Origin of the sequence: Paenibacillus sp. FSL M7-1046, from assembly GCF_038007405.1 — a bacterium.
Classification (GTDB): domain Bacteria; phylum Bacillota; class Bacilli; order Paenibacillales; family Paenibacillaceae; genus Paenibacillus_AQ.
In genome coordinates this window covers 7,666,302-7,690,523 of record NZ_JBBOXB010000001.1, presented here as the reverse complement: position 1 = coordinate 7,690,523, position 24,222 = coordinate 7,666,302, and the positions used below count along the sequence as shown (strand labels likewise).

The following is a 24,222-nucleotide window of genomic DNA, read 5'->3' as shown; positions in this document are numbered from 1 at the left end:
TAGAGATACAGATCGAACGCAAAGCTACTCAATGTATTGGAGGTTCAAAAATGGATTCTTTAACCGTTAGGCTTATGGCTTCTAGTGGTAAATACTCGGAGGCCGTTGATTATTGGCTTGAACAGCTTGCGGAATCTCCCGCACCAACAACCCTCTCTCTAGGCAGAGAAGGCGTTATAGCCGGCCAGTCGTTCCGACAGGTTGAGCAGCAACTTTCGAATGAGACCTTACATCGTGTAGAGTCGCTATCTAAAAACTCGGAACAGGCAATGTTCATGGTCTTAATGTCCGGAACGCTGTTGTTTCTTTCCCGGTATCTGAATCTTACGGATTTATTAGTAGGTATGCCTCCACTGAAAAAAAAAGGAAGCGAAGAAGTTGCTTCGGCTGTATTGCCGATTCGAATCCAAATCCGCTCTGAGAGTACTTTCAGGGACGTGCTAATCCAGGTGCGCAATGGCTTAACGAAAGCCGCCAAACATCAGAAATTTCCCCATCCTTACATAGCCGAGAAAACCGGGCTGCCTATGAACCGTAACGAGTTATTGCGTTTCGGTACGATTGTCTCACTTAACAGCATTCACCAAACGATTGACCCTATCCTCTCTGAATGTCTCATACACATATTTTTTCAAAAGAAGGACGACACACTTTCATTTGTAATGCATTATGATGCAAGTCGCTATGCTCATGAGAGCCTGATCAGGTTGAAGCAGCAGCTCGCTTACTTCCTTGATTTAATAATGGAACAGATAAACACGCCGCTTGCTCAGATCGATATGGTTTCGGATCAGGAGAAGCAAGAGCTGCTGCATGCGTTCAACGACACGGCGGCGGAGTATCCGCGGGAAGCAACGATCCACGGTCTGTTCGAAAAGCAGGTGGAGAAGACGCCGCATGCGGTGGCGGCCGTGTACGGGGATCAGCAGCTGACCTATGCGGAGCTGAATGCGCGGGCGAACCAACTGGCGTGGACGCTGCGCGGGCAAGGTGTGGGGCCGGACCGTATCGTGGCGATCCTGATGGATCGCTCGGTGGAGATGCTCGTCGGGATGCTCGGCATCCTGAAGGCCGGCGGGGCGTACTTGCCGATCGATCCGGATTATCCGGCTGAGCGAATCGCCTATACGCTGGCGGACAGCGGAGCGGAGTGGCTGGTGACGACCCGTGACGTCGAGCTTCGGACACCGGCGCTTCCGTTTGCGGGATGCCGGGTATATGCCTTAGAAACGGAGCCGATGCCCGCGGAGAATCCGCCGCAGGCGACGAAGCCGGAGCATCTGGCCTACGTGATCTATACCTCAGGGACGACCGGAAAGCCGAAAGGGACGATGATTACGCATCGGAACGTGGTGCGGCTGTTGTTCAACGACCACATGGCGTTTGATTTCAACGAACGGGACGTGTGGACGTTGTTCCACTCGTATTGCTTCGATTTCTCGGTATGGGAAATGTACGGAGCGCTGCTTTATGGAGGTAAGCTGGTTGTTGTGCCGCTGATGACGGCGAGGGATCCGAAGCAGATGGTGCGGCTGCTGCGGCAGGAGCGGGTGACGGTGTTGAACCAGACGCCGAGCGCGTTTTATGCGTTGTCAGAGCGGGAAATGGAAGAGGCGGACGCGAAGCTGTGCGTGCGAGCCGTGATCTTTGGCGGAGAAGCGCTGGCGCCGGGCCAGTTGCGGGCATGGCAGCGGAAGTATCCCCATACGGAATTGATCAACATGTACGGGATCACGGAAACGACCGTGCACGTGACGTACAAGAAGCTTGGAGAGGCGGAGATCACAAGCGGCATCAGCAACATCGGCAAGCCGTTACCGACGCTGCGGGCCTATATTCTGGGGGAAGGGCAGCAACTGCAGCCGATGGGCGTCGCGGGGGAGCTGTGCATCACGGGCGACGGACTGGCGCGGGGCTATCTGAACCGGCCGGAATTGACGGCGGAGAAATTCGTCGACAACCCGTTCGAGCCGGGGACGCGGATGTACCGGACCGGCGATTTGGCAAGATGGCTGCCGGACGGCAACCTGGAGTACCTGGGCCGGATCGACCACCAAGTGAAGATCCGCGGCTACCGGATCGAGTGCGGGGAGATCGAGGCGCATCTCATGGCGCATGCGCAGATCCGCGAAGCGGTGGTCATGGCCCGCGAGGACGAGCAAGGGCAGGCATACTTGTGCGCGTATCTTGTAAGCGACGAAGCCGTTCCGGTACCGGAGCTGCGTGCGCACCTGGCGGTACAACTGCCGGAATACATGATCCCGTCCTACTTTGTGGAGCTGGAGAAGCTGCCGCTGAACTCTAACGGCAAGGTGGACCGGAAGGCGCTGCCGGCGCCGGACCGGGAGGCGTACAGCGAAGGCTATGAAGCGCCGCGGGATGCGCTGGAGACGCAATTGGCGGAGTTGTTCGCAGAGGTGCTGGGGGTAAACGAAGTCGGCATCGGCGATTCGTTTTTCGAGCGCGGCGGTCACTCGCTGAAAGCGATGACGCTGGTGTCGCGCATTCATCAGCAGCTGGCGGTGGAGCTGCCGCTGCGGGAGCTGTTCGCACGCCCGACGGTGAAGGCGTTGGCGGTCTATGTGCGCAGCACGGAGGAAAGCGGCTACGGCCGAATCGAGCCGGCATCGGCGCAGGCATCGTACCCGCTGTCTTCGGCGCAGCGGCGGCTATACGTGCTGCATGAGGTGGAGCCGGAGAGCACACGCTACAACATGCCGGGGGTTATGGAGCTAACAGGGCAGGTGGATGCGGATCGGCTGGAGCAAGCGATTCGCTCGGTTATCGCCCGTCACGAATCGCTGCGTACGTCGTTCAGGTGGATCGACGGAGAACCGAGACAACAGGTACACGAAGACGTGGTGTTTGAATGGGTATGTAGGGATGCAGATGAAGGGCAGGCACGGGAACTCATCCGGAATTTTGTGCAACCGTTCGCACTGGGTCAGGCGCCGCTGCTGCGGGCCGGGTTGCTGCGACTGGCGGAGGAGCGCCATTGGCTGGTGTGGGACATGCATCATATCGTCTCGGACGGCGTGTCGATGAACCTTCTGGTGTCAGACTTCATGGCGGCGTATGCCGGCGGGGAGCTGGCGCCGCTGCGGATCCAGTACAAGGACTACGCGGTCTGGCAGCAGAGCACGCTCGGGGTGGAGCGGATGCAAGAGCATGAGGCGTACTGGCTGTCGGTCTATGCGGAGGAAGCGCCGGTGCTGGAGCTGCCGGCCGACCGTACGCGTGCGGCGGTGCCAAGCAGTGAAGGCGGGCAGGTTCATGCGCAGATCAGCGCGGACGTAGCCGAGGGGCTGAAGCAGATTGCCGCAGAGACCGGAGCCACGCTGTACATGGTGCTGCTGGCTGCCTATAACGTGTGGCTGCACAAGTACACGGGGCAGACCGACATCGTGGTTGGCACGCCGGTGTCGGGGCGGACGCATGCAGATACGGAGCCGATGATCGGGATGTTCGTGAATACGCTGGCGCTGCGCAACGCCCCGTCCGGGGACAAGCGGTTTATGGACTTTTTGCGCGAAGTGAAGGAGCGGACGCTGGCGGCGTTTGAGCATCAGGACTATCCGTTCGAGGAACTGGTCGAGAAGCTGAACGTACGGCGCGATATGAGCCGCAACCCCTTGTTTGACACGATGCTGGTGCTGCAGAACATGGAGCAGGCGCGCTTTGGCCTGGCGGATGTTGACGTTCGTCCGGTCGAGCTGAACCACCGGGCGACGAAGTTTGACTTAACGCTGAATGTCGCGGAGAGTGAGCAAGGACTTCAGCTGTTGCTGGAATACAGCAGCGCACTGTTCAACGAGGAGACAGCCGGGCGGTACCTGATGCACTTTGTGCAGCTCTTGTCGCAAATCACCGGGCAGCCGGAAGCAAGCATCGGCTTGTATGAGCTTGTCACGCCAGCGGAGAAGCAACAGCTGCTGCACGGGTTCAACGACACGGCAGCGGAGTATCCGCGGGAAGCGACGATCCACGGTCTGTTCGAAGAGCAGGTGGAGAAGACGCCGCATGCGGTGGCGGTAGTGTACGGGGATCAGCAGCTGACCTATGCGGAGCTGAATGCGCAGGCGAATCAGCTGGCGTGGACGCTGCGCGGGCAAGGTGTGGGGCCGGACCGTATCGTGGCGATCCTGATGGATCGCTCGGTGGAGATGCTCGTCGGGGTGCTCGGCATACTGAAGGCTGGCGGAGCGTACTTGCCGATCGATCCGGCGCTGCCGGCCGAACGCATCCGGTATATGCTCGGGGACAGCGGCGCGGCGGTACTGCTGATTCAGCCTGGCCTGGATCCATGCGGATTTGAGGGCACGGTGCTGGACCTGGCGGAAGCCGGGCAAGCACCGGCCGGGGCGAATTTCGCACTTCACGTAACGTCGGGCGAGTTGGCGTATGTGATCTATACCTCGGGGACAACAGGAAACCCCAAAGGGGTCATGATTGAGCATCGCTCGGTGGTTAACTTCATCACAGGGATGACGAGAGTGATTCCATTCGCTCCGGCGAAGTCGATTTTATTTGCGACCACACTGTCATTCGACATCTCGGTGGTGGAGACGCTGCTAGCGTTGACGCAAGGCATGCGGGTGGTGGCAGCGAGCGAAGAACAGCAGAAGGACCCTCAGCAGCTGGCGGCGCTGATCGAACGCCAGCGCATTGGCATGGTGCAGATGACACCGTCGCGGCTGAAGATGCTGTTGTCGGCGGGCTGCGTGGCGTGGCTTGAAGGCGTAACGGAAATACTAGTCGGCGGGGAGGCATGGACGGACGATCTGCTGGCTGATCTGCAAAGCAAATCGAAGGCCGCGCTGTTCAATATGTACGGTCCGACGGAGACGACGATTTGGTCAGCGATGCGGGAAGCGACCGTCGACCAGACAGTGACCGTCGGGGGGCCGATCGCCAATACGCAGCTGTACATTGTGAACGACAAGCGGCAGCTGCAGCCGATAGGCGTCGCGGGTGAACTATGTATAGCGGGGGACGGACTGGCGCGGGGCTATCTGAACCGGTCGGAACTGACGGCGGAGAAATTCGTAGACAACCCGTTCGAGCCGGGTGCGCGGATGTACCGGACCGGCGATTTGGCGAGATGGCTGCCGGACGGCAACCTGGAGTACCTGGGCCGGATCGACCATCAAGTGAAGATCCGCGGCTACCGGATCGAGTGCGGGGAGATCGAGGTGCGGATTCTGGCGCATGCGCAGATCCGCGAAGCGGTGGTCATGGCCCGCGAGGACGAGCAAGGGCAGGCGTACTTGTGCGCGTATCTTGTGAGCGACGAAGCGGTTCCGGTACCGGAGCTGCGGGCGCAACTGGCAACACAGCTGCCGGATTACATGATCCCGTCCTACTTTGTGGAGCTGGAGAAGCTGCCGCTGAGCCCTAACGGCAAGGTGGACCGGAAGGCGCTGCCTGCGCCGGACCGGGAGGCGTACAGCGAAGGCTATGAAGCGCCGCGGGATGCACTGGAGACGCAATTGGCGGAGTTGTTCGCAGGAGTGCTGGGGGTAAACGAGGTCGGCATCGGCGATTCGTTCTTCGAGCGCGGCGGTCACTCGCTGAAAGCGATGACGCTGGTGTCGCGCATTCATCAGCAGCTGGCGGTGGAGCTGCCGCTGCGGGAGCTGTTCGCACGCCCGACGGTGAAGGCGTTGGCGGTCTATGTGCGCAGCACGGAGGAAAGCGGCTATGGCCGGATCGAACCGGTGAAGCCGGGCAAGGATTATCCGCTGTCTTCGGCGCAGCGGCGGCTATACGTGCTGCATGAGGTGGAGCCGGAGAGCACGCGCTACAACATGCCGGGCGTCGTGGAACTGGCCGGGCAGGTGGATGCGGATCGGCTGGAACAAGCGATTTGCTCGGTTATCGCCCGTCACGAATCGCTGCGCACGTCGTTCACGTGGATCGACGGCGAACCGAGACAACAGGTACACGAAGACGTGGTGTTTGAATGGGTATGCCGGGATGCAGATGAAGGGCAAGCCCCGGAACTCATCCGAAATTTTGTGCAACCGTTCGCACTGGGTCAGGCGCCGCTGCTGCGGGCCGGGCTGCTGCGGCTGGCGGAGGAGCGCCATTGGCTGGTGTGGGACATGCACCATATCGTGTCGGACGGCGTGTCGATGAACCTTCTGGTGTCAGACTTCATGGCGGCGTATGCCGGCGGGGAGCTGGCGCCGCTGCGGATCCAGTACAAGGACTACGCGGTCTGGCAGCAGAGCACGCTCGGGGTGGAGCGGATGCAAGAGCATGAGGCGTACTGGCTGTCGGCCTATGCGGAGGAAGCGCCGGTGCTGGAGCTGCCGGCCGACCGGACGCGTCCGGCGGTGTTAAGCAGTGAAGGCGGACGGGTATACACCGAAGTGAACGCCGAGACGGCAGAGGCCCTAAAACGAATCGCGGCAGAGACCGGAGCCACGCTGTACATGGTGCTGCTGGCCGCCTATAACGTGTGGCTGCACAAGTACACAGGGCAAAGCGACATTGTGGTCGGGACGCCGGTGTCGGGACGGACGCATGCGGATACGGAGCCGATGATCGGGATGTTCGTGAATACGCTGGCGCTGCGCAACGCCCCGTCCGGGGAGAAGCGGTTTATGGACTTCGTGCGCGAGGTGAAGGAGCGGACGCTGGCGGCGTTTGAGCATCAGGACTATCCGTTCGAGGAACTGGTAGAGAAGCTGAACGTATGGCGCGATATGAGCCGTAACCCCTTGTTTGACACAATGCTGGTACTGCAGAACATGGAGCAGGCGCGCTTTGGGCTGGCGGATGTTGACGTACGTCCGGTCGAGCTGAACCACCGGGCGACGAAGTTTGACTTAACGCTGAATGTCGCGGAGAGTGAGCAAGGACTTCAGCTGTTGCTGGAATACAGCAGCGCACTGTTCAACGAGGAGACAGCCGGGCGGTATCTGATGCACTTCGTGCAGCTCTTATCCCAAATCACCGGGCAGCCGGAAGCAAGCATTGGCTCGTATGAGCTTGTCACGGCGGAGGAGAAGCAAGAGCTGCTGCATGCGTTCAACGACACGGCGGCGGAGTATCCGCGGGAAGTGACGATCCACGGTCTGTTCGAAAAGCAGGTGGAGAAGACGCCGCATGCGGTGGCGGCCGTGTACGGAGATCAGCAGCTGACCTATGCGGAGCTGAACGCGCGGGCGAATCAACTGGCGTGGACGCTGCGCGGGCAAGGTGTGGGGCCGGACCGTATCGTGGCGATCCTGATGGATCGCTCGGTGGAGATGCTCGTCGGGGTGCTCGGCATCCTGAAGGCCGGCGGGGCGTACTTGCCGATCGATCCGGATTATCCGGCTGAGCGAATCGCCTATACGCTGGCGGACAGCGGGGCGCAGTGGCTGGTGACGACCCGTGACGTCGAGCTTCGGACGCCGGCACTTCCGTTCGCGGGATGCCGGGTATATGCCTTAGAAACGGAGCCGATGCCTGCGGAGAATCCGCCGCAGGCGACGAAGCCGGAGCATCTGGCCTACGTGATCTATACCTCAGGGACGACCGGAAAGCCAAAAGGGACGATGATTACGCATCGGAACGTGGTGCGGCTGTTGTTCAACGACCGCATGGCGTTTGATTTCAACGAACGGGACGTGTGGACGTTGTTCCACTCGTATTGCTTCGATTTTTCGGTATGGGAAATGTACGGAGCGCTGCTTTATGGAGGCAAGCTGGTGGTTGTGCCGCTGATGACGGCGAGGGACCCGGAGCAGATGGTGCGGCTGCTGCGGCAGGAGCGGGTGACGGTGTTGAACCAGACGCCGAGCGCGTTTTATGCGTTGTCAGAGCGGGAAATGGAAGAGGCGGACGCGGAGCTGTGCGTGCGAGCCGTGATCTTTGGCGGAGAAGCGCTGGCGCCGGGCCAGTTGCGGGCATGGCGGCGGAAGTATCCCCATACGGAATTGATCAACATGTACGGGATCACGGAAACGACCGTGCACGTGACGTACAAGAAGCTTGGAGAGGCGGAGATCACAAACGGCATCAGCAACATCGGCAAGCCGTTACCGACGCTGCGGGCCTATATTCTGGGCGAAGGGCAGCAACTGCAGCCGATGGGTGTCGCGGGGGAGCTGTGCATCACGGGCGACGGACTGGCGCGGGGTTATTTAAACCGGCCGGAATTGACGGCGGAGAAATTCGTAGACAACCCGTTCGAGCCGGGGACGCGGATGTACCGGACCGGCGATTTGGCGAGATGGCTGCCGGACGGCAACCTGGAGTACCTGGGCCGGATCGACCATCAAGTGAAGATCCGCGGCTACCGGATCGAGTGCGGGGAGATCGAGGTGCGGCTTCTGGCGCATGCGCAGATCCGCGAAGCGGTGGTCATGGCCCGCGAGGACGAGCAAGGGCAGGCATACTTGTGCGCGTATCTCGTGAGTGACGAAGCTGTTCCGGTTGTAGAACTACGGGCGCACCTGGCGGTACAGCTGCCGGAATACATGATTCCGTCTTATTTTGTGGAGCTGGAGAAGCTGCCGCTGAACTCTAACGGCAAGGTGGAGCGCAAGGCGCTGCCGGCGCCGGAATCGGCGCATACCGGCAGCGTCTACGAAGCGCCAAGCACGCCGACGCAGCGGCAACTGGCGGAGATTTGGCAGGAAGTGCTGGGAGCGGAGCAGGTCGGCGTCCACGATAACTTCTTTGTGCTGGGCGGCGACTCGATCAAGGCGATCCGCCTCGTCAGCCGGATGAATCGCGACATGGAGGCGGCCCTCCCGTTAAAAGATGTGTACCTGCATCAGACCATCGGAGAGTTGGCTGAGCTTTTGGCGCAGGAGCACAAGCCGAACCGGCAGCTGGAGTCGGGGCGGGAGATGCTGGAGCAGATGAAGCGGCGCATCATGGAGGATTCCGAGCAGGCGAAGCACCTGCCAGAGGATTACGAGGACGTGTATCCGCTTAGCAAAATTCAACAGAGCATGGTGTTCTACTCAAGATTGCGGCCGGAGGAGCCGATTTACCACGATCAGTTCTTATATCATTTCAAAATCGTTTCGGTAGAACAGTTCGCAGAAGCGCTGCAGCGGTTATCCGACAAGCATCCGATTCTGCGTACCACCTTCGATCTCACGCATTTCGAGGAAGAGGTCCAGCTTGTGCACGACCGGATCGTGCCAGAGTTTTCGGTGGAAGATGTCTCCTCACTTAGCCGGGAGGAGCAGGAGCGCGTCATCCGTGCGCATATCGATCAGGACCAGCGCAACTTGTTCCGGTTCGACGGCGAGGTGCTGTGGCGAGTTCGTTTGTTCCGGCTGAACGTACGCTACGATTATTGCATGGTGTTTACGTTCCACCATGCGATTCTGGACGGATGGAGCGTGGCGTCCTTTCAGCAGGAGTTTGCAGGCATTTATCAGCAGCTGCTGCAGGGAGAGCCGGCGGAGGTCAAGCCGCTGGATAGCAATTACAAGGATTATGTGGCCATCAACCGGTTCCGGGAGAGTGACGAGGAGAGCCGGCAGTATTGGATCCGCGAATTGGCGGGGTATACCCGCAACAAGCTGCCGTTTAACTACGCGGGCAAGAAGAGGGACCGCGGAGCGGCCAGCAAAATTTACCGCAGGCCACTGAGCAGCACGCTGCTGGGAGCCTTGAAGCGGCAGGCGAAGCGGCACGGTTGTACCGTCAAGGAGCTGTGCTTGAGCGCGCACGTGTATTTGCTGGGCATCCTGACGACGGAGGAAGAGATTGTCACGGGCGTGGTCAGCCACGACCGGCCGGCCATCGAAGATGCAGACAAAGTATTAGGCTGCTTCCTCAATACGGTGCCGATCCGCATGGGGCTGGCGCGCGAAGTGTCCAAGCGGGAACTGGTGAACCGTACAAAACGGCAGCTTGGGCAAATGAAGGCGCATGAACTGTTTCTGGCCGACATTGCCCATGCAATTGGTGAAGTGTCGAGCCCGTCCGTCAACCCGATCTTCGATACGCTGTTTAACTATACGGATTTTCATGTGCTGGAGGAGATGGGGCCGGGGCAAGAGTTGGCATCGGAGATGGCGGCGCTGAGCTTGGAAGCAAACGAAATGACGAATACGTGGTTTGATCTGGAAGTATCGCAATACTTTAACAGGCTGAACATGCAGATCAAATATGCGCCAGCTTATTTTGAGGATCGGGAGATCGAAACGGCGTTCGCCTGGTACGAACGAATCCTTGAAGCCCTATGTGACGAGGAGACCGATATCTTGTCGGTAGAGCGCCTAATGACGGCTGCAGAACGGCAAGCGATCGTGTACGAATGGAACCGGACGGATATGCCGTACGCAGCAGAGAAGACGCTGCACCAACTGTTCGAGGAACAAGCGGCGAGGACACCCGGGCGGACCGCTTTAAACTGGAACGGCCAGCCATTGACCTACCGGGAGCTGGATGAGCGGTCGAACCGGTTGGCGCGGCGGCTGCGGGCCCAGGGGGTGAAACTCAATGATCATGTCGGGCTGATGACCGGGCGGGGTTTTGAGATGATCATCGGTATGCTGGCGATTCTGAAAGCCGGCGCGGCGTATGTACCGATGGATCCGGACTACCCGCAAAGCCGGATCGCACATATGATCAGCCATGCGGGAGTAAGCGTCGTTGTCGTCGATCAGGCGTATGCAGAAGCGCCTGTGCTATTCGTCGACAGCCGGGACCCTTCGCTGATTGAGCATTCCAGTGAGGCGCTTCGCCTTGCCAAAGATTCGCACGAGTTGGCGTACATTATTTACACCTCTGGCTCAACCGGAGAGCCGAAGGGCGTCATGATTGAGCATCATTCGGCCGTGAACCTGGTCAGCTGGGTCAATCAGGAATGTGGCGTGCATGAGGAAGACCGGCTGTTGTTCATCACGTCGATGTGCTTCGACTTGTCGGTGTATGACATTTTCGGACCGCTGGCGGCAGGTGCCCAGATTGTGATTGCAAGCCGGGAGCAGGTGCAGGATCCTAAGCAGATGCAGCAGTTGCTGGAAGAGGAAGCCATTACGATTTGGGACTCGGTGCCGACGACGCTGAATCATGTGCTGCATGGCCTAGAGGAACAGGAGGAGGCGATCAGCCAGAAGGCTTTACGGCTGGCGCTGGTGAGCGGGGACTGGATTCCGGTCGATTTGGCGGAACGCGCGAAGGCATACTTCCCGAACGTCCAAGTGATAGGACTTGGGGGTGCGACGGAAGCCACCGTATGGTCTAACTACTATCCGATCCAGGAAGCTACGGCGGATCAAACGGGCATTCCGTACGGAAAGCCGCTGGCGAACAATACCTTCTATATTCTGGACGCAGGTCGGCATCCGGTGCCGTACGGGGTGGCCGGCGAGCTGTATATCGGGGGAGTGGGCGTAGCCAGAGGCTATTTGAACGATCCGGCGAAGACCAGCGCATCGTTTATGGCCAATCCGTTTGTGCCGCAGGGGCGGATGTACCGGACGGGAGACATGGGGCGCATGCTGCCGGACGGCAATATGGAATTTCTGGGGCGCCAAGATTACCAGGTGAAGATCCGCGGCTACCGGGTGGAACTGGGAGAAATCGAGAACCAGTTGCTGAAGCATGAGGCGGTCCGCGAAGCAGTGGTGATCGCCCGTGAGGATGCGGCCGGCGGGAAATACTTGTGCGCGTACATGGTGCTGCAGGAGGAGACGGCTTCGGCGGAGATTCGGGAGCACCTCGGGCGGGCACTGCCGTCCTATATGATACCGGGATACATGATGCCGATGGAGCGCTTGCCGCTGACCCCTAACGGCAAGCTGAACCGTAAAGCGTTGCCAGAGCCGGATGCCAGAATGCATTCGGAAGAACGGTATGAGGCAGCGAGTACCGAGACGGAACGGAAGCTGCTTGGGATTTGGCAGGACGTGCTTGGCGTAGAGAACATCGGGATGCGCGACGACTTTTTTGCGATTGGTGGGCATTCGCTGCGGGCAACCACGCTGGTGTCCAAAATCCAGAAGACGATGAACGTAGAGCTGACGCTGCAGGACGTATTCCGACTGCCGACGATCAAGGAGCAGGCGCGGAAGATCGAGGGGATGTCGAAGATGGCATACAGCGCCATCGAACCGGCGAAACCGGGCAAGGATTATCCGCTGTCTTCGGCGCAGCGGCGGCTATACGTGCTGCATGAGGTGGAGCCGGAGAGCACGCGCTACAACATGCCGGGAGTCGTGGAGCTAACAGGGAAAATTGATGCGGATCGGCTGGAACAAGCGGTTCGTTCGGTTATCGCCCGTCACGAATCGCTACGCACGTCGTTCACGTGGATCGACGGCGAACCGCGGCAACAGGTGCACGAAGACGTGGCGTTTGAATGGGTATGCCGGGATGCAGATGAAGCGCAGGCGCGGGAACTCACCCGGAGCTTCGTACGGCCGTTCGAACTGAGTCAGGCGCCGCTGCTGCGGACCGGGCTGCTGCGGACCGGGCTGCTGCGGCTGGCGGAGGAGCGCCATTGGCTGGTGTGGGACATGCATCATATCGTGTCGGACGGCGTGTCGATGAACCTTCTGGTGTCGGACTTCATGGCGGCGTATGCCGGCGGGGAACTGGCGCCGCTACGGATCCAGTACAAGGACTACGCGGTCTGGCAGAAGGGCACGCTCGGGGTGGAGCGGATGCAAGGGCATGAGGCGTACTGGCTGTCGGCCTATGCGGAGGAAGCACCGGTGCTGGAACTGCCGGCCGACCGGAGGCGTCCAGCGGTGCCAAGCAGTGAAGGCGGACGGGTATACACCGAAGTGAACGCCGAGACGGCAGAGGCCCTAAAACGAATCGCGGCAGAGACCGGAGCCACGCTGTACATGGTACTGCTGGCCGCCTATAACGTGTGGCTGCACAAGTACACGGGGCAGACCGACATCGTGGTCGGGACGCCGGTGTCGGGGCGGACGCATGGTGATACGGAGCCGATGATCGGAATGTTCGTGAACACGCTGGCGCTGCGCAACGCCCCGTCCGGGGAGAAGCGGTTTATGGACTTCGTGCGCGAGGTGAAGGAGCGGACGCTGGTGGCGTTCGAGCATCAGGACTATCCGTTCGAGGAACTGGTAGAGAAGCTGAACGTGCGGCGCGATAGGAGCCGCAACCCGCTGTTTGACACGATGCTGGTGCTGCAGAACATGGAGCAGGCGCGCTTTACCCTGGCGGATGTTGACGTTCGTCCGGTCGAGCTAAATCACCTGGCGACGAAGTTTGACTTAACGCTGAACGTTGCGGAGAGTGATCAAGGACTTCAACTGATGCTGGAATACAGCTGCGCGCTGTTCAACGAGGAGACGGCAGGGCGGTACCTGATGCACTTCATGCAGCTCTTGTCGCAAATCACCGGGCAGCCGGAGGCAAGCATCGGCTCGTATGAGCTTGTCACGCCAGAGGAGAAGCAACAGCTGCTGCACGGGTTCAACGACACGGCGGCGGAGTATCCGCGGGAAGCGACAATTCACGGTCTGTTCGAGGAACAGGTGAAGAAGACGCCGCATGCGGTGGCGGCCGTGTACGGGGAACAGCAGCTCACCTATACGGAGCTGAATGCGCGGGCGAATCAGCTGGCGTGGACGCTGTGCGGGCAAGGTATGGGGCCGGACCACATCGTGGCGATCCTGATGGAACGCTCGGTGGAGATGATCGTCGGGGTGCTCGGCATCCTGAAAGCCGGCGGGGCGTACTTGCCGATCGATCCGGCCTATCCGGCAGAGCGCATCCAATACATGCTGGAGGACAGCGGCAGTCAGTGGCTGATAGGCGATGAGGCGCTGCTGGCGGAAACTGCCTTTGCGGGAGCGAAGCTGGGACTGACGATAGCAAAGGCCGAAACCGCTGCGACCGGTACAATGTCTGTCGGTGAAAGCAGCAGTATCGATGGCTGCAATTTAGAAGCGGTCAGCGGGCCGGAGAACCTGGCATACGTCATCTACACTTCAGGCTCGACGGGGCGGCCCAAAGGAGTGATGGCCGAGCACCGGAGTGTGGCCAACTTGACGTCCATGTTTCAACGTACGCTGCAGATGACCGGAGATGACCGGATTCTCCAATTTGCATCGCTCTCGTTCGATGCCTCTCTATCGGAAATCGTGATGAGCCTGTGCAGCGGGGCGCAACTGCATATAGTGCCGGTGGAAGTGATCCATCACCTCGGGGAGTTCGAGCAGTACATCCGGGAAAACGGCATTACAGTAATCACTCTGCCGCCGGCGTACTTAACACGGATGCATCCGGAGCAGGTCCGCCCGTTGAGAACGGTCATCACGGCGGGCTCGGCCTGTCCGCAGGAGGTGGTGCGGAAGTGGAGTCCTTACGTCAACTTAATCAATGCGTACGGGCCGACGGAAACGACGGTGTGCGCCACGATGTGGCCGGCAGACGAGGCGGAAGAAGAGATGGGAATCGTTCCGATCGGTAAACCGGTGTCCAATGTGCGGGTGTATATTCTGGATCAGGAAGGCCGGTTACTGCCCATGGGTGTGCCGGGCGAAATCTGTCTCACGGGAGCCGGCGTGGCCCGGGGCTATCTGAACCGGCCGGACCTGACAGCGGAGAAGTTCGTAGACAACCCGTTCGAGCCGGGGATGCGGATGTACCGGACCGGGGATTTGGCGAGATGGCTGCCGGACGGCAACCTGGAGTACCTGGGCAGGACCGACCATCAAGTGAAGATCCGCGGCTACCGGATCGAGTGCGGGGAGATCGAGGCGCAGCTTCAGGCGCATGGGCATATCCGTGAAGCTGTCGTAGTCGACCGGAAGGACGAGCAAGGGCAGGCATATCTATGCGCTTATCTGGTTTGCAGCATGCCGCTGACTGTAGCCCAAATACATGCTCACCTGTCCAGACATCTGCCGGACTATATGATCCCGTCCTATTTTGTGGAATTGGACCATATTCCGCTCAATAATAACGGCAAAGTGAACCGAACACTTCTGCCTGTTCCAGATGTGGCCATGCATGATCAAGAAGAAAAACTACCGCCTGCTACTGAGATTGAGTCTGGAATTTTGAAAGTATGGCAAGAGGTTCTTCACAAAGACGACATCGGGGTTACGGATAACTTCTTCCATGTGGGTGGTAACTCATTGCGCATTATGGATATATATTCCAAACTAGAGCAAAAGTATCCGGGCGTACTTGTTGTAGCGGATTTGTTCGGAAACCCGAACGTGCGTCAATTGGCTCAGTATATCGAAACGGTCCATGTGCAAAAACATGCATCTACATGGAAGCACCTCCCCCTCGCCTTCCCAACGTCAGGTATGGCCGAGCAAGGAGTCTACATTCCTGGCGATGTATTGCGCTTTGAGCTCTCGGAACGAACGAGTCAAAGCTTGGAACGCATTTCGGGTCACTACAGTATTCAAAAGATGTCTGTGCTGTTGACCGCTTTTGCATATTTAATGTCGGAATACGCACATACAGAAACGGTTACTTTGCCTTGCTTGATAGAAGGCGGCGATGTATGCCGGGTTGAGGTTTCGTTCCGGGAAGCCGAAGAGTTGGAGGAAGTTTTTGCAATAGTAGACGGATACCTGAAAACGGAAGGGCGATTTCATTGGGACCAGGTGAAGTATGCTGCTTATGAGCCGCAAGAAGGCCAAATCCTTTGTGCATTTACAGGCGCTGACCCATTGCCGTCAGGCTTTGCAAAGCAGTTTGATCTCGTGCTCAATTGTGGAGAGGCTGGCATTGTCCAGTCCATGACATGTGAGTACAACCAGGGCCGGATTTTACAAGCGTCTGTAGAGAGGCTGCTTCGCCAGTTCATAAGCTTATTGGCTAAAATGCTGGAACAATGCGAAAAAAAGGTCGGTCTGTAAGAGACGTGAAGTGAACAGGAGAAGAGAGGAGAAGAGAAGGCAAGCGAAGGTCCTTCTCTTCTGTTCTACCAATTATACATCAGTGTAAGTTTCGAATTGGAGGGCGCAATGTGAAAAAAAAACTAGTCGACTTCGATACTTCCGAAGTGCTATCAACGAACGAGAATATCAAGTTTGAACAAATCTCAAGTAAGGATATTGCAGTGATTGGTGTATCCTGTCAGATTGGGAGCGCAAAAAATACAAATGAATTTTGGAATTGTATGGTTGAAGGGAAGAGTCTAATCGAAGAAATTCCGCAAACACGCAAAAAAGATATTACAGATGTGCTAAAGCAAAGCGGCATTGCTCCTCAGGAATTTAAGAAAGCTACTTATCTTGGTAACATCGACACGTTCGATTATAAGTTTTTTTCTCTGCCGGCTATTGAGGCTCAATTAATGGATCCACACCAACGGCTCTTTCTGGAGACTGTCTATGCCACCATGGAGGATGCGGGATATGGGGGGAGGGAGCTCGTTGGCAGCGAAACCGGAGTATTCGTCGGATTATCAAGCGAAGGGCTCAATGAATACAAAGCACTCGCGCAAATGTCCGCTCCGGAGCTTGTGGGTCTGACAACTTCAGGTAATCTAAAATCGATTATTGCCGGGAGGATTTCCTATATATTTGATTTTAAAGGCCCCAGCAGTTTGGTGGATACTGCATGCTCTTCATCTTTGTCTGCACTTCATTTGGCATGCCGCTCTATTCGCGCAGGCGAATGCAATACTGCGATAGCGGGAAGCGTCAGAATCAATATGTTACCGGCCAGTCAGGCGAATGACTACAAAATGGGAACTGAATCCTCAGACGGGTACACGCGAACATTCGATGCAGAATCGGATGGAACAAATACTGCAGAGGGAGTTGCGGCTGTTCTGTTGAAACCACTGCATCAAGCGATGCTGGATCATGATCATATCTATGCGGTCGTTAAGGGCAGCGCATGGAATCAAGATGGAAGCTCGGTAGGACTAACAGCACCGAATCCAGCCGCACAGGAGCGGGTTATTCTAAGAGCATGGCAAGATGCGGGAATCGATCCCGAATCCATCTCCTATCTGGAAGCCCATGGTACGGCAACAAAGCTGGGAGATCCTATCGAAATCCAAGGGATACACAATGCATTCCGCAAGCATACCTCAAAGATGCAATTTTGCGCCATCGGTTCTGTCAAAACGAATATCGGTCATTTGGATCATGCAGCGGGAATCGCTGGTTTTATTAAGGCCGTGCTGGCCTTAGAGCATCAACAAATTCCACCGATGCTGCATTTTAAACAACCTAATCCTAATATTTCGTTTATTAATTCGCCCGTTTATATTGCAGACCGGTTAATCGAGTGGGAGCGTTCACCAGGTTCAAAAAGAAGATGCGGGGTAAGTTCGTTCGGTTTAAGCGGAACGAATTGCCATGTCGTATTAGAGGAGGCTCCTGAACGAACAGAGGCTTCCCCTGACAATTTGCATCATATTTTCACCTTATCTGCCATGGAACAAACGAACCTGTTAGATATGGTAAACAGATATATACTTTTCCTATCGAGTTCTGCCGGCCAGCATAGAATCGGGGATATTTGCTACACCGTTAATACGGGGAGAGGCCACTACGCTCACCGCTTGGTGCTGAAGGCATGCAGCATAGAAGAACTGCTTCAGCAATTGGAGCGATTTCTAAAAACCCCATTCGTTACGATGGAAGAGCATCATATTTATTACGGCAGCCATAACGTCAGCGCTAACAAAGCCACCTGGCCGAATTATGAAACTGCATCCGGTTCCGCTTCCGAGCACGTCAAAGAACTTCTGTCCAATATTAGCAAAGATTCGTCCGGTGCGGGAAGAACGTTTCATGATTTCGCTCAGGCTTATACACAAGGAACAGAGATGAATTGGAAACTGTTATATCCGACACGTTCTTACAATAAAGTCAGTGTGCCGACCTACAGCTATTCGAAAAGCAGATGCTGGATCAACATTCCGGAGAAGCATACACAGCCTGTTGAGAGACGTGAGACTTTAACATCCGTGCATGAAGAGGAGTATTGTTATTACCAGCCAAAATGGGTGCCCCAAAGTATTAATGACAAACTCCCGGAACCCATTGACGGGATGACGGTTTTCTTTCGAACAACGGCTCCGGTTTGCGGCCAGATCTGTACATTGCTGGAAAGACAAAACCGGGATTATATTGAAGTTTATTATGGACCCCAGTACAGCAAAGTAACGGATTATGAATACGTGATTTCAGGCAATGACTCTGACTACCTCTTATTGCTCGAGCAAGTAGGAAAGGTTGGGCATGTCATCCATGCCTTTGATCTCGAAGAACGGCTGCCGCACCATACCTTGGAGCTGCAGGAACGCCTCGTTCGCAGCGTGTACAGCTTGGCTTCTTTATCAAAAGCATTGTTCAAGAAGCAGCGAAGACAAGAAACAGTGATTTCTGTCCTTACCCGATTTGCAAATGCCGTGACAGGGGACGAGCCACAGATCGATCCGATCGGTGCCGCTATGCTCGGGATGGCGAAGGTTATTCATCAAGAACATCCGTACCTGTACACTCGCAGCTTTGATTTGGACATAACGATTGAACCTCCCGTAATTGGGCAAATGTTATCATCAATCAGAGAAGCGACAGAATTTGCATACCGCAACGGCGTTAGATATATAGAAAGCTTACAGGCAGCGGATCTTGGAACAACCGAAGCCGTTTCCATTCGCCACAATGGTGTCTATGTCATTACAGGAGGACATGGGGGGATTGGCTTAGAAGTGGCCAAACATTGGGCGAGACAACAGCAAATCTCCATTGCCCTTGTAAGCCGGACGCCCTTGCCGAGCCGTGAAGAATGGAGCTCTATTAAAGCGGGGGATGATCCTAAACGAAAACGCATCATTGAAAGCATAGAAGAAATGGAGAGTCTGGGTTCAACCATACATTCTTACAGCGCGGATGTTACCGATTTCGATCAAATGGACGTGCTGATCCAGCAGATTAGAGCCAGCTTCGGAAATATTAGTGGAATTTTTCATGCTGCAGGCATCGCAGGAGACGGGATGCTGTTCAGGAGAAGCCAAGAGCAAATGGACGCGGTCTTATCTCCTAAAGTAATGGGGACATGGAACTTACACTTGCTTACGAAAGACAATGACCTTGACTTTTTTGTGCTGTGCTCGTCGCTCGCTTCGCTTACTGGGGGAGTGGGTCAAGGGGACTACACGGCTGCCAACAGGTTTATGGATTCATTCGCTTCCTACCGATCCCGATTAGGTATGACGGCTTGTTCTATCAATTGGCCGGCCTGGAAGGAAGTCGGTATGGCTGCTAATTACGGCGTCAAAGAAAGCGATAAAGATATTAGCCATATTACACCTCGTTCTGCGCTGGCTGCACTTGATCAAATCCTATATTCGAATCGGCCCAGAGTGATTCTGGGAGAGATGAATGCTGTACACGCAAATCAAGTAGCGATGAATGGTCAGATTCAGGAACAACCGTTCTTCAAGAACGTACAGCTGGTTGGAAGAGAATCCGGTGAATACACCGAACTTGAGAAATTATTGGCAAGCATTTGGGGAGAACTGTTCGAACGTGATGTGATGAGGGTGGATGACAATTTTTACGACTTGGGGGGACACTCCTTATTGCTTATCCGGGTGGAGGTTGAGCTGGAAAAGCATGGTGTGGCGGTAGACCATTTAAATATTGAACAAGACCGGACGCTTGAGAAAATAGCGGAAACTCTGGAAAACTCGAATTCTAAGGTTGAGGACTGAGTGCGTGTTTGAAGTGAAAGCGGGGAAAAAGGGATGGCAAAAATCATTGAACCGATAGAACCTTTTAACGAAATCTATTATCAAAGCTGCTTGTATAATTCGTTGTTTCCGGTTATACGGCATTTTCAGCTTAGTATATTGCCGTTACTGATTAACGATTGGCTTGTGTATGAAACGGCCCGGACAGGGGAAGGCACTCTTTGCGGAATCTCTTACAGAAGCAATAAGGGTCTTATTGAAGCTCTTGCAGGGCTTGGAATCGCAGTCGAGAAGGAACGGTTTACCGGAACAGTCGTTGACAAAATCAAGAGTGCGGTAGACATGGGGAGACCTGTCGTACTATGGGTTGATTGTTACGAATTGCCGATTCGCAAAGACACTTTTCGGAAGAAGCATTTGCCACACACCATCTTAGTTCATGGATATAATGATTGTACCGGCCATTTTCATATTATTGAACATTTGCAGATGGAGAACCTGTCCTATGATAAAAAAACAATTCGGATGGAAGATTTGGAGCGGGCTTATATTGAATTTGATCATGAATTCAATCAAGGACAAATGAAGCTGGATTCCTACTATGAATTTTATAGACTGAATCAAGCTGCTTCAATGATTTCCGGCGAAGCGGAACAATACCAGGAACTCATTCAGGCAAATATGAATGTAATTACAGAAGGTCTAGACCAGCTGCTGGAAGTGTCGGAGCTGTGGTATGGGAGGTTGATGCAGCAAGCGCACATAGCTATAGATTATGCTGCACAGCAACTCGATAAGCTGAATTCAATCATATTGGCGAAACAAGCGGAGAGCTACAAGCTGAAGCTTTTGCAGATGGAGCAGGAGCCTTTAAGTGCCATTCTACAGAGTATTACTAATGAGTGGAGCATGATTAGAACGATCGTGGGCAAATATGTATACTCCAATCAGTTTAATGTTGAACAATTCGCCGAATTGCCGGATCGAATCAGCAGTATTTACGATGCCGAATTAAAGTTTTACGAAACCTTTTTAATGAAGCGATGAAGAGTACACAGATGAACGGGATTATACAGATCGATGATGGTGTTAACACATACTAGGTCCATACAAAGGAGCGTCTACTATGCATTCCATGGATACGATTACTCAGGAATTGCTTGAAATCATCAATGCTCATCTCTTGCAAAGAGCTGAAGAAGCAGGAAAATCGGGTCAAACTGGATTGCTGACCAGCTTGGAAGGAGACCTGGAGTTGTCCAATTATATTAATTCCCTTGATTTCATCATGATTCTCGTTAATATTGAAAAAAAGTTTAACGTGGTGCTGCAAGGAGACCTGAATATACTAACAGATCGGAGTTTTATCCAAATTGCTGAATTTATTGCAAAAAACAGGAATGATTAATGTTAGCCCTGAAAAAGCTTGTATTTAGGGAAGGGATCTTCAGGGGCTAGGTGCAGTATAAAAATGCAGCGCGTATCCGCTTGGGCTACGCGCTGCATTTTTATTTTAGGGGATATGTCACTCACGGCAGATGCTGACCGATGCGGTTCGAAGAGAATATTATTTTATTAGTTCTCCATCTAAATCCGGCTCATCACGATTTCGCCAAATCTCTTTTGCCGAAAAAGGTCTTGAGCGCCTGGTACACCTCCTTCTTATCCTTAATCACATAATGCATGAACTGCTCCTGCTTCAGATGGCGGTAGGCGGACATCAGCGTGCTGCTGCGGTTGTACTGGTTCACCTCGCCGTAACCGAACATATTGCTGCGCTTCAGCAGCTCCCCGATAAGCTTGACGCAACGTTCATTATCCGAGGTGAGATTGTCGCCATCCGAGAAATGAAAAGGATAGATATTGTATTTGGCCGGAGGATACCGGCTGTCGATAATCTCCAGCGCCTTCTGGTAGGCTGACGAGCAGATCGTGCCCCCGCTTTCACCCCGGGTGAAGAAATCATGCTCACTGACCTCTTTGGCTTCCGTATGATGAGCCAGAAACACAATTTCGACCTTTTCATATTGCCGGCGCAGGAAGCGGGTCATCCAGAAAAAGAAGCTGCGGGCGCAGTATTTTTCAAAGGTCCCCATAGATCCGGAGGTATCCATCATGGCGATGATGACTGCATTGGAATGAGGAACCGTAATATCATCCCAGGTTTTATAGCGCAAATCGTCGGGACTGATGCTATGGATACCGGGTTTCCCGTTGCTGGCGTTGCGCCGCAGATTCTCCAGCAGGGTGCGCTTTTTGTCGATGTTCGACATCATGCCTTTTTTGCGGATATCGTTGAAGACGATGGACTTGACCTCGATCTCTTCCTTATCCTTCGGTGCAAGGTGGGGCAGTTCCAGGTCCTGGAACAGAATGTCCTCCAAATCCTCAAGGTTCACTTCAGCCTCAACCGTATCCTGACCCGGCTGATCTCCGGCTTTGTCACCTTTGCCCGGTTGGGCAGATTGCGAATCACGGCCGAGCACATCACCAACCTGGCTTTCCCCGTCTCCTTGGCCGACATGCTTTTGCTTGCGGAAGTTATAGATAATCCGGTACTCATCCAGACTTCGGATCGGCACCTTTACAATCTGTTTTCCGTCCGACATGATAATGTTCTCTTCGGTAACGAGGTCGGGCAGATTATCCTTAATGGCTTCCCTGACCTTCTGCTGATGACGTTCCTGATCCTGATGGCCTTTGCGGTGAAGGGACCAGTCTTCTTTTGACACGACAAACGCATATGGACCGGGTGATTGCGACAGGATGACCACCTCCCATGGAATATAAATCGGTACGGGCGTAAGCACATGCTTCTTAAAGAGAGTGACTCTGAGGCATGCTGTAACTAAAGTATATTCAGGGGTAGGGAGGATATGTGAAGATATCAATGGGTATAAACTGCAGATCAGGGAACTTTAATCCCTTATTCACTGATCTCTTCAATAAAAAGCCTATAGCTGTTGGACCGGGATTCCCCGGAATATCTCCGGCCGTCAATCGTGAACAGGTACAGCGCGGTCGAGGAGCCTTGAAGGGCCCGGCCCATGAAATCGTCATTGATTCTGACAAAATAAGTGAGATAGACCGTCTGGCCAGCTTGCACTGTGCCCATCGCCACCGTACCCCGGTAAGAGGATTCAGGTGAGGTAAGGGCGCTGATTGTAACGATGTCGGACTCAATTAGGCTTCCTTGGGGCACGATCCGGATGACAGAAACGTCAGCAGGATAATTGCCGCTGTTGGTCACTGAAATCCTGAATTGGGCAGTCCCACCAGGCTCGACAATTGGCGGTTCACCACTCATCTCAATGGATATGGCCGGCGAGAGAATCAAGGTAGTAACCGCATTTGAGCGGGCAACCAGTCTTACATTTCGTCCGTCTGGCAGTGTGAAGGTATATTGCAGATTGCCTTGGTTCTGCACCGCCGGGGTCTGCTTGATGTCAGTGGCTGCAGGGATGGACACAAGAAACTCCACGAGGACCACAGAGCCGGCTCTTATCGTGCCCAGCGGGATGAATTCTCCCGGTCTAATCCCCTTCATGGGCACACCGTCAACCATAACGCTGTCCCAGATGAACAATGTTCCTGCAGGAATTGCATCCACCAGTGCAGCATTTACAGCCAGATTTCCGCTGTTTTGTACGGTGAACTTGTAATGCAGGTTGTCTCCAGGCGCCACGCTGTAGCGATCAACCTTCAGACTGACCGTAACGCCTGCCTGGACAATGGATATTTCCACGGTATTGCTCTCGGTAACCTCAGTAACCTCATCTACTTGGTAAGTGGTGCGCGCCTGCGTTGTTAATACGGAATTCTCAGGGACCGATGTGATCCGCACGCGAAAAGAAATTTCGGCGGCTGTGTCTGTACTTAGGACCCCCAGCCGGATTCCTTCTGCCGGATCAGCATCGGGATAATAGATCCCCCCGGCGACAACACTTCCCGGAACGAAAATGGCACCATCCGGCACGGGAATGAATGCGATAGTATCGTTCAGCAGCCGTGCTCCTTCGTTCCTGAGCAGCAGCGTATAAGTGACTACATCTCCGGTAAATGTAGTCGGAGTACTTGCGGCCAGAAGGGTGGAGAGCTGGTAGGAAAGCAAAGAAACTCTTACCGGATTGGAGCGGATTTCGCTTTGCACAAGCCTGCCTTCCGGTGTAGTGAACGAATAAAATCCCCTGGCTTCATTGCGAAGCTCCAGTGAAGGCGGAAGCGAAACGACAATGACCTGGAAGGCGATGCGGACCTGTGCCTGCGGTGATATTGTTCCCAGCGGTATGCCGGAAGACGGAGATACCCCGGGAAGGGGGACTCCGTCTCTTAGCACACTATTAGCAATGAAGGATACACCTTCAGGGAGAATATCTCTGATCGTTGCCAGTGCAGCCACGTTGCCGCTGTTCTTGGCAACAAGCGAGTATACCAGCGTCTCCCCAAGGGAGACGCTGGTTTTGTCTGCACTTTTGAATAAGGAAAGTACGGGGCTGAGGACCGGGGTATGGACGGTATTGGAATAGGTTATAGCGTCTATACCCGCTGCCGAGCTGAACAGTACCATGGACTGATTCGTCACGACAGGTTGAGGAAATGAGGCA

6 protein-coding genes are annotated in these 24,222 nt (G+C 55.1%); 4 read left to right on the top strand and 2 right to left on the bottom strand.

Features of this window, described 5'->3' with window-relative positions:
* Nucleotides 1–50 precede the first annotated feature (50 nt).
* From NYE29_RS34450 to NYE29_RS34435, 4 genes are all read left to right on the top strand, one after another.
* On the top strand, nt 51–15,818 hold the full coding sequence (locus NYE29_RS34450; RefSeq protein ID WP_340899565.1) for a non-ribosomal peptide synthetase: 15,768 nt from the start codon (nt 51–53) through the stop codon (nt 15,816–15,818).
* 110 nt (nt 15,819–15,928) lie between these two features.
* On the top strand, nt 15,929–19,639 hold the full coding sequence (locus NYE29_RS34445) for an SDR family NAD(P)-dependent oxidoreductase (protein WP_076113264.1): 3,711 nt from the start codon (nt 15,929–15,931) through the stop codon (nt 19,637–19,639).
* 33 nt (nt 19,640–19,672) lie between these two features.
* Nucleotides 19,673–20,665, top strand: coding sequence for a BtrH N-terminal domain-containing protein (locus NYE29_RS34440; protein ID WP_076113265.1), 993 nt, complete (start codon nt 19,673–19,675; stop codon nt 20,663–20,665).
* 79 nt (nt 20,666–20,744) lie between these two features.
* A complete protein-coding gene (locus NYE29_RS34435; protein WP_076113266.1) occupies nt 20,745–21,026 on the top strand; it encodes a hypothetical protein in 282 nt (93 codons plus the stop codon).
* Between the two features lie 193 nt (nt 21,027–21,219).
* Here NYE29_RS34435 and yhbH read toward each other — a convergent pair whose 3' ends face one another.
* Both yhbH and NYE29_RS34425 read right to left on the bottom strand, forming a co-directional pair.
* Nucleotides 21,220–22,383: a sporulation protein YhbH gene (yhbH, locus tag NYE29_RS34430; protein ID WP_076113309.1), complete on the bottom strand. Its 1,164-nt coding sequence runs from the start codon at nt 22,381–22,383 to the stop codon at nt 21,220–21,222.
* Between the two features lie 161 nt (nt 22,384–22,544).
* Nucleotides 22,545–24,200, bottom strand: coding sequence for a hypothetical protein (locus NYE29_RS34425; protein ID WP_340899564.1), 1,656 nt, complete (start codon nt 24,198–24,200; stop codon nt 22,545–22,547).
* Nucleotides 24,201–24,222 lie beyond the last annotated feature (22 nt).

Bases quoted from the DNA above. Each gene is read 5' to 3' on its own strand.
- NYE29_RS34450 (WP_340899565.1), top strand. From the start codon at position 51: ATGGATTCTTTAACCGTTAGGCTTATGGCTTCTAGTGGTAAATACTCG.
- NYE29_RS34435 (WP_076113266.1), top strand. From the start codon at position 20,745: ATGCATTCCATGGATACGATTACTCAGGAATTGCTTGAAATCATCAAT.
- NYE29_RS34440 (WP_076113265.1), top strand. From the start codon at position 19,673: ATGGCAAAAATCATTGAACCGATAGAACCTTTTAACGAAATCTATTAT.